This is a genomic window from Mycobacteriales bacterium (assembly GCA_035690485.1).
GTDB lineage: Bacteria > Actinomycetota > Actinomycetes > JAFAQI01 > DASSKL01 > DASSKL01.
Window position 1 is genome coordinate 30,469 of record DASSKL010000060.1, and the last position, 12,142, is coordinate 42,610.

General features: G+C 67.7%; 13 protein-coding genes and 1 tRNA gene. 6 read left to right on the top strand and 8 right to left on the bottom strand.

Going from position 1 to position 12,142, the window contains the following annotated elements; all coding sequences use genetic code 11:
* Positions 1–13 precede the first annotated feature (13 nt).
* On the bottom strand, positions 14–364 hold the full coding sequence (locus tag VFJ21_07945) for a metalloregulator ArsR/SmtB family transcription factor (GenBank protein ID HET7407049.1): 351 nt from the start codon (positions 362–364) through the stop codon (positions 14–16).
* A 93-nt stretch (positions 365–457) separates the two neighbouring features.
* Here VFJ21_07945 and VFJ21_07950 point away from each other — a divergent pair, with 93 nt between their 5' ends.
* The 3 genes from VFJ21_07950 to VFJ21_07960 all read left to right on the top strand — a co-directional run bounded on the left by VFJ21_07950 (position 458) and on the right by VFJ21_07960 (position 2,013).
* Positions 458–907 carry an ArsI/CadI family heavy metal resistance metalloenzyme gene (locus VFJ21_07950; protein HET7407050.1) on the top strand — a complete coding sequence of 150 codons (450 nt, stop codon included), beginning with the start codon at positions 458–460 and terminating at the stop codon, positions 905–907.
* Between the two features lie 65 nt (positions 908–972).
* The gene (locus VFJ21_07955; GenBank protein ID HET7407051.1) at positions 973–1,341 is read left to right on the top strand and encodes a VOC family protein; all 369 of its coding nucleotides are present in this window, start codon (positions 973–975) and stop codon (positions 1,339–1,341) included.
* Between the two features lie 303 nt (positions 1,342–1,644).
* Entirely contained in the window at positions 1,645–2,013 is a 369-nt protein-coding gene (locus tag VFJ21_07960; protein HET7407052.1) for a nuclear transport factor 2 family protein, read from the top strand.
* Positions 2,014–2,145: 132 nt separating this feature from the next.
* Here VFJ21_07960 and VFJ21_07965 read toward each other — a convergent pair whose 3' ends face one another.
* Together VFJ21_07965 and VFJ21_07970 are read right to left on the bottom strand one after the other, a co-directional pair.
* Entirely contained in the window at positions 2,146–3,357 is a 1,212-nt protein-coding gene (locus VFJ21_07965; GenBank protein HET7407053.1) for an RNA polymerase sigma factor, read from the bottom strand.
* A 23-nt stretch (positions 3,358–3,380) separates the two neighbouring features.
* A complete protein-coding gene (locus tag VFJ21_07970) occupies positions 3,381–3,743 on the bottom strand; it encodes a YciI family protein (GenBank protein HET7407054.1) in 363 nt (120 codons plus the stop codon).
* 208 nt (positions 3,744–3,951) lie between these two features.
* Here VFJ21_07970 and VFJ21_07975 point away from each other — a divergent pair, with 208 nt between their 5' ends.
* Entirely contained in the window at positions 3,952–4,116 is a 165-nt protein-coding gene (locus tag VFJ21_07975; protein HET7407055.1) for a DUF4236 domain-containing protein, read from the top strand.
* 76 nt (positions 4,117–4,192) lie between these two features.
* On the opposite strand, the gene VFJ21_07980 is transcribed toward VFJ21_07975, so the two are convergent.
* The 3 genes from VFJ21_07980 to VFJ21_07990 form a co-directional block, all read right to left on the bottom strand.
* Positions 4,193–4,603 carry a DUF5615 family PIN-like protein gene (locus VFJ21_07980; GenBank protein HET7407056.1) on the bottom strand — a complete coding sequence of 137 codons (411 nt, stop codon included), beginning with the start codon at positions 4,601–4,603 and terminating at the stop codon, positions 4,193–4,195.
* Entirely contained in the window at positions 4,573–4,995 is a 423-nt protein-coding gene (locus VFJ21_07985) for a hypothetical protein (protein HET7407057.1), read from the bottom strand. Before VFJ21_07985 ends, VFJ21_07980 begins: the two co-directional genes overlap by 31 nt.
* A gap of 276 nt (positions 4,996–5,271) precedes the next feature.
* The gene (locus VFJ21_07990; GenBank protein ID HET7407058.1) at positions 5,272–6,171 is read right to left on the bottom strand and encodes a nuclease-related domain-containing protein; all 900 of its coding nucleotides are present in this window, start codon (positions 6,169–6,171) and stop codon (positions 5,272–5,274) included.
* Positions 6,172–6,338: 167 nt separating this feature from the next.
* Between VFJ21_07990 and VFJ21_07995 the strand changes: the two genes are divergently transcribed.
* Both VFJ21_07995 and VFJ21_08000 read left to right on the top strand, forming a co-directional pair.
* Entirely contained in the window at positions 6,339–9,416 is a 3,078-nt protein-coding gene (locus tag VFJ21_07995; protein HET7407059.1) for a DUF3427 domain-containing protein, read from the top strand.
* A 102-nt stretch (positions 9,417–9,518) separates the two neighbouring features.
* Positions 9,519–10,799 (top strand): Fic family protein, encoded by a 1,281-nt coding sequence (locus tag VFJ21_08000; protein ID HET7407060.1) that lies wholly within the window; start codon positions 9,519–9,521, stop codon positions 10,797–10,799.
* Positions 10,800–11,027: 228 nt separating this feature from the next.
* On the opposite strand, the gene VFJ21_08005 is transcribed toward VFJ21_08000, so the two are convergent.
* Positions 11,028–11,103 (bottom strand) — tRNA-Arg (locus VFJ21_08005).
* Between the two features lie 391 nt (positions 11,104–11,494).
* Positions 11,495–12,121 (bottom strand): DUF998 domain-containing protein, encoded by a 627-nt coding sequence (locus VFJ21_08010; GenBank protein ID HET7407061.1) that lies wholly within the window; start codon positions 12,119–12,121, stop codon positions 11,495–11,497.
* Between the last annotated feature and the right edge of the window lie 21 nt (positions 12,122–12,142).

Genomic DNA, 12,142 nt, shown 5'->3' on the forward strand with positions numbered 1-12,142 from the left:
GTGAGCACATCGCTCACGACGTGCCGACTTCTGCGAGCAGCGAGCTGAGGGCGGTCAGCGCCTCCGGGCGTGCGCGGTAGTAGACCCAGGTGGCGCGGCGTTCGCGGTCGACCAACCCGGCGTCGTGCAGCACCTTGAGGTGGTGGGAGATCGTGGGCTGGGACACGTCGAAGGCCGGGGTGAGGTCGCAGACACACGCCTCCCCGCCGGCGTGCGACGCGATGAGTGACATCAGCCGTAGCCGCACCGGGTCCGCCAGCGCTTTGAGCAGCGGCACGACCGCTTCTGCCTGGGTGGCGGTGAGTGGCTCACGGGCGAGGGGCGAGCAACATGCCGCCGTCTCGACCGCCGACAGCTCGCTCAGTTTCGACACTCGTCTATGTTGACAGACCTCGATGCCTGTGGCAATCTGTGCTAGCGAAGACATAGATGTTTATCGATACAGGAGGCTTCGGTCATGGCCCGGATCCAGCTGGCGCTGAACGTCGACGACATCGACGAGGCGGTCGCGTTCTACTCGAAGCTGTTCGACACGGCGCCCGCGAAGACCCGTCCCGGCTACGCCAACTTCGCGGTTGCCAACCCGCCGCTCAAGCTCGTGCTGCTCGAGAACCCCGGCCAGGGCGGCACGCTCAACCATCTCGGCGTCGAGGTGGAGTCGACCGACGCCGTTGACGCCGAGCAGTCGCGTCTCGCCGAGCACGGTCTTGCCTCCGTCGACGAGCGCGAAACGACCTGCTGCTACGCCAAGCAGGACAAGTTCTGGGTCGAGGGCAGCCCCGCCGGCGAGCGGTGGGAGATCTACACGGTGCTCGCCGACAGCCCGACGTTCTTCGGCGACAGCAGCGACGACCCGGCCTGCTGCTCCACCGACGCGACCACGGAGACCGCGGCTGCCTGCTGCTGAACCAACGTCCCGGTCCGGGTGCCGACGTTGCCCGCGCGGGTGGTCCCGTGGGACACTGCCGGGCCATGTCGCTGGCCCGCATGCGTTCTGTCGTGCTCGACTGTGCAGACCCGCGGACGCTCGCCGAGTTCTACCGAGGCCTCGTCGGCGGAGAGATCGCATTCGAAGATGACGACTGGGTCGTGCTGACCGTCGACGGGTGGCGCCTGGCGTTTCAGCTGGCCGAGGACTTCGCTGCGCCGACGTGGCCGACCGGTGAGCGGCCGCAGCAGTTCCATCTCGACCTGACCGTCGACGACGTCGACGCGGTCGAACCCGAGGTGCTCGCGCTCGGCGCCACCAGGCATCACATCCAGCCGGGCGAGGAGGCAGGCGATCCCTTCCGGGTCTACCTCGATCCCGCCGGCCACCCGTTCTGCCTCTGCTGGGGCTGAGCGCAGAGCGCGGCCGTGGCGGCACGGCCCCTGCTGCCGAACGCGCGCCGTGGTGCCGGCCTCATCGGCCGCCGGTCCTCGCGGCACCGAAGAACTAAGTTGCCGACCTTGGGCGTTACACCCGTCAACGAGGCGGAGGTCCTCGTGCGCACCCGGCAGGTCGGTGCGCAGGGCGGGGGGCTTGTCGCGGGTCATCGACCGGCGCCCCGCCAGGTTGGCCAGCGAAGGTCTTGACTCTCCCCCTACGGGAGGCCCGAGAACAGCGTCATGGAGCACTTCGGTGCCAGACCTTCAAGGAGAGCCATGACGGACTACCAGCGGATCGCCGCCGACTACCTCAACGCGTGGAACGCACCCGACGACGCTTCGTGCGAGGAGCGGGTGCGAGCGCTCTTCTCCGAGTCGGTGTCCTACGTCGACCCGCTCGTCGATGTGCAAGGGCATGACGAGCTCGCGGCCACGATCGGGGCAGTGCGCAGCCAGTTTCCAGACTTCGCCTTCAGGCTGAGCGGCCAGGTCGATGGTCATCACCGGCAACTCCGGTTCGCGTGGGAGCTGGGGCCGACAGGCGCACCGGCGCCGGTCGCGGGCTTCGATGTCGCCGTGCTCGATGACGACGGCCGAATTCAGCAGGTGCGCGGCTTCCTCGACCGGGTGCCGGCTCAGGGATAGCCGAGTCGGCTCTCCGGATGGCGCCGGTCCGCGCGGCCGGCGTCATCCGTGCCGAGGCGCGCCACTACGGGCCGTCGTCATGGTGCACGTTTCCCGGACCCACCCGGTCACGCGATTCGCGTCTGAGCCCGGCTAGATCAGCTGGCCGCGCTTTCTGCTCAGGTAGGCGCGCTCGGCGGAGTTCTGGGTGGCGGCGATGGCGGCGTCGTACTGCTCGCGGGCTTCGGCGCTGCGGCCGAGCCTGCGCAGCAGGTCGGCGCGGGTGGCGTGCCATGCGTGGTAGCCGGCGAGGGGCAGCCGGTCGACTTGTGCGAGGGCGACGTGCGGGCCGTCGATCTCCGCGACGGCCACCGCGCGGTTGAGCGCGACGATCGGCGATGGGTCCAGCAGCCTCAGCTGGTCGTAGAGGGCGACGACCTGCGACCAGTCCGTGTCGGCCGCCGTCGGGGCGTCAGTGTGCACCGCGTTGATCGCCGCGAGGATCTGGTAGCGGCCAGGCCGGTTGCTCGACAGGCACTCACGGACCAGCCGGTGCCCTTCCTCGACCAGTGACCGGTCCCAGGCGGTGCGATCCTGTTCGGTGAGGGGGACCAGCTCTCCGTTCCGGACACGCGCGGCGCGCCGGGCCTCGGTGAGCACCATCAGTCCGAGCAGGCCGGTCACCTCCGGCTCGTCAGGCATCAGCTGCCGCACGACGCGCGTGAGCCGGATCGCTTCGCCGGTGAGCTCGGCGCGGACCGGGTCGCCGTCGCCGGTGGCGAGGTAGCCCTCGTTGAAGATCAGGAAGAGCACGGTGAGCACACCGCTGAGCCGCTCGGGCAGGTCGGTGGCCTGCGGCACGCGGTAGGGCACGTTCGCCGCGGCGATCTTCTTCTTCGCCCGGGTGATGCGCTGGGCCATGGTCGGTTCGGGGACGAGGAACGCCGCGGCGATCTCGGCCACGGTCAGCCCACCGAGGAGGCGCAGCGTCAACGCTGTGCGCGCCTCCTCAGCCAGGGCCGGGTGGCAGCAGGTGAACAGCAGCCGCAACCGGTCGTCCTCAACCGGTCCGGTGGGTGCGTGGGGCGAGTCGTCGTACAGCATGGCAGCCGCCTGATGCTTGGCGTCGCGCTTCGCTTCGCGGCGCAGTCGGTCGACCGCCCGGTTGGCCGCCGTCGTGGTGAGCCAGCCGCCGGGGTTCGGCGGGACCCCGCTGTCCGGCCAGGTCTCGAGGGCAGTGACCAACGCCTCGCCGGCCGCCTCTTCGGCGACGTCGATGTCGCCGAAGCGGCGGACAAGCGAGGCGATGACACGGCCGTACTCCTCGCGGAACACCCGCTCGACAGCTTCGGCCTCGCGACGCATCTCTGTGCCGGAGTCGTGGTGGCTCAGGCCAGGCCCTCGAAGGGGCGCACCTCGACCTTGCCGCCACACGCCTTGGAACCCTGGGCGGCGAGGCTGAGCGCGACGTCAAGGTCGGGAGCCTCGATCACCCAGAACCCGCCGATGATCTCCTTGGTCTCGAGGTACGGTCCGTCGGTCATGACCGGCGTCGGACCCCGGCCGTCGACCACGGTCGCCGTGGCTGCCGGTTCCAGACCACCGGCGAAGACCCAGTAGCCGTCGGCCTTGAGCTTCTCGTTGAACTCGCCGGTCCGCGCGAACGCCTCCTCCATCTCTTCTTTGGAGGTGTAGTTGCCGAACTCGTTGCGCTCGGCCGGGCCGTGCACGCTCAGCAGGTAGTGCGCCATGTCTCTACTCCCGGTTCAGAGCGGTCCCGGTGACCGCCACTTACCCTCACTACGAACGACGTCCCGCCGATACGACAGCCTCCGACAAGCGAGTACGGCGCGTCGTCGCGTTTGTATCGCGGGGACCGATGAGCGGGCGGGACCGTCGGCGGAGGCTCCGTCCCCATTTCGCCGGCAGCAGATGTCCGGCGGCGCTACCGTCCCAACCATGGGTTTGATATTTCGCAGCCGCAAGCGCACCGGTCGCAACTCCTGGCTGAACGTCAGCAAGCGAGGTGCTTCGGTCTCCGAGCGGGTGGGGCCGGTGACCGTCAACAGCCGCGGCGGGATGCGAATCCGGCTCGGAAAGGGCTTGAGCTGGCGGATCAAGTAGGCCGCTCCGATGGTTACGCGCCGGTCCGCGTTAGCTGTACGCACTTACGTGCCGTGTAAGTGACGTCGCGGATCAGTCAGGGTCGGTGACGCGACGCCGGCTGGAGCCATACTTCGACCGGTTGATCGGTCTTGGCCGCGGCCGCGATCCAGTCGTCGATTGCCGCGATCAGCTTGCCGATGCCGCGCCTGGTGCGGGGGAACGTCCGGCTGCTCGTGAACAGGACACCAGGCCCGGCGGGGTCGTCGACGACAAGTGCACGGAAGTCGCGGACGTTCTCTGTCACGACGCGGCAACTGTGCTCGCGTGCCCATGCCAGCAGTTCCGGGTCGGTCATGGCTCGCAGCTGTGGATCCTCGGCGACCGCGACGACGTCGTGGCCACGCTCGCGCAGCTGCGTCGCAATGACCAGGGGGAACATCTCGTCGAGAAGGAGACGCGCTGCGGGTCCGGTGCTCACGAGAGCAGACGCTGCCTGATGTGCCACTCCTCCTCGGCGGCGCGGGACTCCGCCTCGCGGTCCTCGATCTCGGCGTCGATCTCGTCGGAATACGCCGCGTAGTAGCGCAGCGCCGTCTCGATTCGCGCGGCAGGCAGGTCGAGCCTCTCGGCGATCGCCGTCACCGCCCGTGCCCCTCGCGGGTCGATCTCCTTCGCGACGGTGACGACTTCCCAGATGTCAGGGCCCAGGGCAAGGGCTGCCCGTCGCCCAGCGGGGCCGTCTTTGAACACGACGCCGGGATGCTCGGCCATCCGCAGTCCCTCATCGACCAGCAGCTGGGCCAGTCCGGACGGTGTCGCTCCGGGCACCGTCTGCGCCCTGCGCCGCAGTCGATCCAGCACGGCACTATCGAATCTGATCGACAGCGGCGTACTCATGTAGCAATTGTAGCGCGCGCGCTACACAGGCCAATTCGCAAGGTTGGCAAGATCCGCAAGCGCCGATCCGAGGCTGGACCGCCTACAGCTTCGCCTTGCATGCTTGGCCGGTTGCGAGAAACGGAGAGGCAGGTCATGGCCGAGAGCATCAACCGCGGTTTTGCGCGACGGCTCCGCGAGGAGAGTGAGCGGTCCAAGGACTCGCCCTATCCGGCGGGAACGAGTGGCAGTCGCCCCAATAGAGATCGGACCTCGGTCCCAGCCGAGACAACCTCGTCACGCAACCGCGTTGATGTACGTGCCGACCAGGACGAGGAACGAGAAGGCGACACCGGCGATCCACCCCAGTGCCAGCAGTCGCAACCGGCGCAGCCGGGCGCCAGCAACACCGACCAGTAACGCTGCCGCGAACACGGCCACCCAGACCGCGGTGTGATGCGTGTGGGTGATGCCTTCCCCAACCGCGACGACTGCAACGACCGCGGCAAGGAACATCGCCAGACCGAGCATTGTGTACTCGTACAGCGAAGGAGGCACCTGTTCGCTCTCCGCGTCGCGCACGTCCCGCCTGCGCACGTGCTTGTCCAGCTCTTGCCATACCTGGCTCGTCACGCTGTCGGCAAGTCCCTCTTGGGCCAAGGATCTGCGCCACTCATCGGCGGCGTGTCCGTGCAGCACCGCTGCATCGCCGCATCGAGTGCGGTCGGCGCCGGTGGCATCCGGGGCGCCCCAAAGAATCACGACTGGGTGCACGGTCTCTACGCCGTAGCTCTTCAACCACAGCCAGAGATCGTGGGCGTTGTCGGTGGCCTGCTGCGCCGCTTTGATGACTCGTCCGCCTGGACCTGAAATCTCCCAGGGGTCAGCGCCCCATTTGGTCTCGACGGCATAGACGCCGCCAGGCCCGATTAGGACGTGGTCGATATCGCGTTGCTTCAGCATGACGTGGTTGAGCACCCGCCACCCGCGTCGCCGCAGCTTCCGCAGCTCAGAGGCCGTCCACTGCTCAGCCAGATCGCCCATCATGGTCGACGCCGTCCCGGTCGCCTGCGCTACCCAGAACGCGACCGCGCCCAGGTCACCCGCTACGACCAGCCCGGCGCAGAAGGCCCGAAACTGACCGTCCGGCATGAACCAGAGTGCCAGCGAGCCAAGGGCTAGCGGCAGACTCGCCATAAGCGCCAGGTAGCGCCAGTGGTTGCGTGCTGTGCTCCCGCTGCAACCAGGAAAAGGGAGCACGGCTCTAGTCGGCGTGCGTAGGGTCGTGGGGCCAGCATTTCGATTCGGCCGACTTCGCTCGTCAGAATGACCAGCGTGCGAAGCTCGACCGCGTGACCGACCCTCTGGCCGAAGGCGTGTACGAGTCGCTTCGAACCTCGGGTTTGGAAGGCGCCCTCGCGCTCGTCCGCGACCTCGAGCCGAGATTCGCCCCGGTTGATCCGGCGGACGCTCCCGACGTCCTCGCTCGCCACGTGGCTCGGGCAGTACGCCGGCTGCTCGCTGACGAGCGCGACGAGGGGAAGCAGGCGGCGATCATCAACGAGTTGATGGACGTCGTGCACGCGCCCGACGAGCGGCTTGTCGATGGCCTCGAGCAACTGGTCCTCCTCACCCGGGCCATCGCCCCGGGCGTGTACGAGTTACAGCGGCCAGCAACCCCGCTGTCGTCCGCGGCCCTGCTCACCAACGGGCCGGACGAGCCCACCCTCGGCTCGGAACTAAGGGCGGAGCTGTCCAGCGCGGACCGGGTTGACCTGCTGTGCGCCTTCATCCGCTGGCACGGGCTACGCGTCTTGGAGGAGCCGCTACTCCGGCTGCGTGACCGCGGCGTCCGCCTGCGGGTCATCACCACGACCTACGTCGGTGCGACCGAGCGGCGGGCTATCGACGAGCTCGTCCGACGCTTCGGCGCCGACGTACGCATCACCTACGAGACCCAGTCCACCCGCCTTCACGCCAAGGCATGGCTGCTGCGGCGCAATTCCGGTTTCGACACCGCGTTCGTCGGCAGCTCCAACCTGTCGAGGTCGGCGCTCGTCGACGGCTTGGAGTGGAACGTTCGGTTGTCGGGTGTCGCGACGCCGGAACTGCTGCGAAAGTTCGCCGCGACGTTCGACACCTACTGGGCTGATCCGGCGTTTGTGCGGTACGACCCGGCCAGCGACGCGGACCGGCTCGATGACGCGCTGGCGCGTGCCGGTTCCCGAGGCGCCTCGTCCGCCGACATCACGCTGTCCGGTCTGGAGGTCCGCCCCCTGCCCCACCAGACCGAGATCCTCGAGGCACTCGAGGCCGAGCGGGAGATCCATCACCGGCACCGCAACCTTGTCGTCGCGGCAACGGGCACCGGCAAGACGGTCGTCGCCGCGCTGGACTATCGACGGCTTCGGGAGCAGCGGGACGGCCAGGCGCGTCTGCTGTTCGTCGCCCACCGGCAAGAGATCCTGCAGCAGTCGCTTCGGATGTACCGGGAAGTGCTCGCGGACGGCGCATTCGGCGAGCTGTACGTCGCGGGCAACCGGCCCGAGCGGTGGAGCCACGTCTTCGCCAGCGTTCAGTCGCTCGCCTCGTACGGCGTCGACCGGATTGAGCCGAACCACTTCGACGTCGTGGTCATCGACGAGTTCCACCATGCGGAAGCACCTACCTACCGCCGTCTGCTCGACCACCTTCAGCCGGCGGAGCTACTCGGCTTGACGGCCACGCCCGAACGCGCCGACGGTGTCGACGTCCGCTCGTTCTTCGACAACCGTGCCGCCTACGAGCTGCGGCTCTGGGACGCCCTCGCGGCGGACCTGCTGGTGCCGTTCCATTACTTCGGCGTCGCAGACGATGTCGATCTGAGCGGCATCGAGTGGAAGCGCGGGCAGTACGACGTCTCACTTCTCGACCGGGTCTACACCGGCAACGACGCCCGAGCCGCGAAGGTGCTGCGGACCCTTCGGGACAAGGTCACCGACGTCGGCACCATGCGTGCTCTTGGCTTCTGCGTGTCCATCGCGCACGCCGGGTACATGGCCGAGGTCTTCCGCCGAGCAGGCATCCCGGCGCTTGCAGTGTCCGGCGACACCGCGAACACCGCCCGCGCGGACGCGCTTCGCCAGCTGCGACAGCGAGAGGTGAACTGCCTGTTCGCCGCCGATCTGTTCAACGAGGGACTCGACGTCTCTGAGGTCGACACGGTTCTCTTCCTACGGCCGACGCAGAGCGCGACGATCTTCCTGCAGCAGCTCGGCCGCGGGCTGCGGCGGGCTCCTGGCAAGGCCGTGCTCACCGCGCTGGACTTCATCGGCCAGCATCGGCGCGAGTTCCGCTTCGACGTCCGCTACCGGCCACTGACCGGCTCCACCCGTAAGGGTCTGGAACGGCAGATCGAGACCGGCTTCCCCTTCCTGCCCTCCGGCTCGCAGCTGATCCTCGACCGGGTAGCCCAGCAGATCGTCCTCGACAACGTGCGTCGGCAATTGCGCCTCACCCGCAAGCAGCTCGTCGCCGACCTGCGCTCCTACGGTGACCTCAGCCTTGCCCAGTACCTGGGTGAGTCCGGCCGCGATCTCGCGGACGTCTACCGCGGCAACGGCTCATGGACCGGGCTACGACGTGACGCGTCCCTACCGACGCTACCGCCGGGGCCGGACGACGAAGCGCTCCTGCGCCGGGTCTCCTCGCTCGCCCACGTGGATGACCCGGAACGGGCCGACCTCTACTCCACCCTCGCCGAGCCGGCGGGCCCGGACTACCAAGAACTCGATGAACGCCAGCAGCGGCTCGCGCGGATGCTCTTCTTCACGCTGTGGCCCAACCGAGGCGGCTTCACGTCGTACGCCGACGGCCTCGCCCACCTTCGGCGCCACCCGGCCGTCTGCGCCGAGCTGCGAGAGCTGATCGCGCTCGGGGTCGACCGCTCTCGGCACACACCACGGTCACTCGGCCAGGGCCTGCAGCACGTGCCCCTGCTCAGCCACGCGCACTACCGCCGCGAGGAGGCCCTCGCTGCGCTCGGCTGGGCCAACCTCGAACGATCGGCCCGCGGCAACATCACCGGGGTCGCCTGGGCCGAAGAGACCCAGACCGACGCGTTGCTGATCAACCTGCGCAAGACCGAGCACGAGTTTTCGCCGACCACGATGTACCGCGACTACGCCATTAGCCCGGAGCTGTTCCACTGGGAATCCCAGAACGCCACCTCCACGACTTCCGAGGCTGGCCGGCGGTACCTGGGGCAAGCAGGTCGCCGGACCCACGTCGTGCTCTTCGTCCGCGAGTCACCCACCGACGATCTCGGCGCGGCACCGTTCCTGTGCCTCGGCCAAGCCACGTACGTCGACCACCGCGGCGAGCGACCGATCGCGATCACCTGGCACCTCGACCGCCCGATGCCGGCGGACACATTCCGCGTAGCCAGCGTTGTGGCGTCCTGACCCGGCTGACCGTCCCGCGTTCGATGAGTGCATGGTGCGCTAACTGACAATATGCACCTCCTTATTGGAGGTTCTGGGTTAACCTCTAATAAGGAGGTGGACTTGTCGAAGCTTCTGCGTCGTCGCTGGCCGAGTGAGATGGCCGGCACCGGCGTCCCGCGGCGCGACCGCCGGTCATGCGACTACGAAGCGTACGTGCCGGACTCCTTGCTCGTCCGTCACTTTGTCTTCGACGGCGCGGTGGCCGCCGATCTGGCAGACGCCGAAGCCGCAATCTCCCGCCTGAACATTGACGCGGTGGCGCTAATGGACACGGAGGCCCTCGCCCGAATCTTGCTCCGCGCCGAGGCGGTCGCCTCCTCACGAATAGAGGGGCTCGAGGTCGGACCGCGACGCCTGCTGCATGCGGAGGCCGCACGGCGCGGGCACGACCCATCAGCCGATGTCACCGCGGCCGAGGTGCTCGGGAACATCGACGCGATGGTGCACGCTCTCGACGCGGTCTCCGAGCAGGACCCGATCACTGTCGATCTGCTCCTCGAAGTCCATCGGCGGCTACTCGCGGACACCAGCATCCGTGAACACGGCGGACGCTTTCGTAACGAGCAGAACTGGATCGGGGGAAGCTCCTACAACCCGTGTTCCGCCGCGTTTGTGCCTCCTCCGCACGAACTCGTCCGCGATCTCATGGACGACCTCTGCGCGTTCTGCGACACCGACGACCTTCCAGCCGTCGCGCAGGCCGCGATCGCTCACGCCCAGTTCGAAACGATTCATCCATTCGTCGACGGCAACGGGCGCACGGGACGCGCGCTCATCCACCTCGTGCTGCGTCGACGTGGATTAGCACCACGGGTGCTGCCGCCAGTGTCCTTGGTCCTTGCCACGCGGGCCACCAGCTACATCGCCGGGTTGACCGCGTTCCGCTATGTAGGGCCGCCGACCGGGACGCAGGCACGCGAGGGTCTGAATGAGTGGGTCGGAGAGTTCGCGGCTGCCTGCACCCGTGCAGTTGAAGATGCATTCGCCTTCGAGGCCAAGACGACAGAGCTCGAGCAGCAGTGGCGCGCTCAGTTGTCTCCCGTTCGTGCGAACTCAGCCCTTGACCTATTACTCCGAGCCCTACCCGGCGCACCGGTCATCACCGTCGAAAGCGCCGCTGCGCTCATCGGGCGCACGTACAAGCCCGCTAACGACGCCATCCAGCGCATGGTGGAGGCCGGCGTTCTACGTCAGGTGACTATCGGTCGGCGCAATCGGGCGTTCGAAGCGCCTGAAGTGATTGCGGCATTCACGGACCTGGAGCGACAGCTCGCCAGTCCGGAAGGCAACACGCGAACGAGCAAGCCCAGCCGTCCGGTACCTGCTCGCCGTCGGACATGACCTTGCGACTGAACCCTTGCCTCCGCAACTCACGGTCAGCATGATCAGGCCGGGCCGGCTGCTTTGGCGAACTGCAACCGAACGCTGCTGTCCGGAAGCCGGCCCCTGACCTCGGCTTCTGGCGCGATCCAGGAGCGGGCAGAACCGACTTTGGCTCCCCATTTGGGCTCTCGAGCCATGATCAACGATCTTGCCGACATTGTGATCATTCGCTGACCTGCACCAACGTGGCGCGCTCGGAGGGACTCGAACCCCCAACCTTCTGATCCGTAGTCAGATGCTCTATCCGTTGAGCTACGAGCGCCAGAATTAAGGCTGTGACCTGCGGGTTTGCTTGACTACATCCCTTCGGCTCGCGAGCACAGCGCTGGTACAGCAAGTGATTCGGGCCGTGACATCGACTCGAGGTATGACCAGTGTAGGACAGCTCGCGGAGCTGCTCCCGTCCTGGCAGCGGCGCCTCCGGGCTATGAACCGTGCGCCACGGACCATCGTCAGCTACCTGGAGGCCGGCCGCCAGTTCGTCGACTTCCTGGCGCGAACCGGAATGCCCGCGACGGCCGGCCGCGATCCGCCGCGAGCACATCGAGGCGTACATCGACGACGTGCTCGCGCGGCACTCACCGTCGACGGCCGCTAACCGCTACCGCTCCCTGCTGCGGCGCGTTGCATCCGGATGTCCCGTCGATGCTCGGCTATGGGCGAGCCGGCATGTGTGCCTCGTTAGGTGCCAGTGCGCGGTCGGTCTCTTCTCGCCTGGCGGCTTCGTTGGAGGTGCCGGTGACGCGGGCGGCATGGGCGGCCGTGGACAGCAGCCACACGACGAATGTGCCGACGAACAACCGCTGGGCGAGCCCGAACTGGCTGTTGCCGAGCACGGGGACGAGGAAGAACGTGGTGATACCAAGCGCGGCGAACGCCTTGGTCACGGTTGCGTGTGCCCGCCATGCCGGTTCACGGCGAAACCGGTAAGCGGCGGTGATCATCGCCACCAGAATGAGCAGGAAGGCGGCCAGCCCAGCCACGTTGTGAATGTTGCCGTGCACCGTGGTCTTGGCGCCGGTGCGGTCGGTGTGGAACGCCGCGGAGACGGGACCGGCCAGAACGGAGGCGAGGGCGAGGAGCAGCGGCGTGACACGCGCGTTGCGACTCGTGCGGTAGATGCTCACGGCGAGCAAGAAGATCCCGACGCCCAGTCCGCAGAACGCGATGATCATGGCGTTGCCGTCGGTTCCAAGGGCCAGCTCGCTGATCGCCTGCCGGGTGGGGCTGTAGTCGTGTCGCTGGATGAGGTTGAGCACGATCACGATCAGCGGGAACAACGACGTCAGCGCGACCGCGGC

Bases quoted from the DNA above. Each gene is read 5' to 3' on its own strand.
- VFJ21_07950 (HET7407050.1), top strand. From the start codon at position 458: ATGGCCCGGATCCAGCTGGCGCTGAACGTCGACGACATCGACGAGGCG.
- VFJ21_07955 (HET7407051.1), top strand. From the start codon at position 973: ATGTCGCTGGCCCGCATGCGTTCTGTCGTGCTCGACTGTGCAGACCCG.
- VFJ21_07960 (HET7407052.1), top strand. From the start codon at position 1,645: ATGACGGACTACCAGCGGATCGCCGCCGACTACCTCAACGCGTGGAAC.
- VFJ21_07965 (HET7407053.1), bottom strand. From the start codon at position 3,357: ATGCGTCGCGAGGCCGAAGCTGTCGAGCGGGTGTTCCGCGAGGAGTAC.
- VFJ21_07970 (HET7407054.1), bottom strand. From the start codon at position 3,743: ATGGCGCACTACCTGCTGAGCGTGCACGGCCCGGCCGAGCGCAACGAG.
- VFJ21_07975 (HET7407055.1), top strand. From the start codon at position 3,952: ATGGGTTTGATATTTCGCAGCCGCAAGCGCACCGGTCGCAACTCCTGG.
- VFJ21_07985 (HET7407057.1), bottom strand. From the start codon at position 4,995: ATGAGTACGCCGCTGTCGATCAGATTCGATAGTGCCGTGCTGGATCGA.
- VFJ21_07990 (HET7407058.1), bottom strand. From the start codon at position 6,171: ATGGCGAGTCTGCCGCTAGCCCTTGGCTCGCTGGCACTCTGGTTCATG.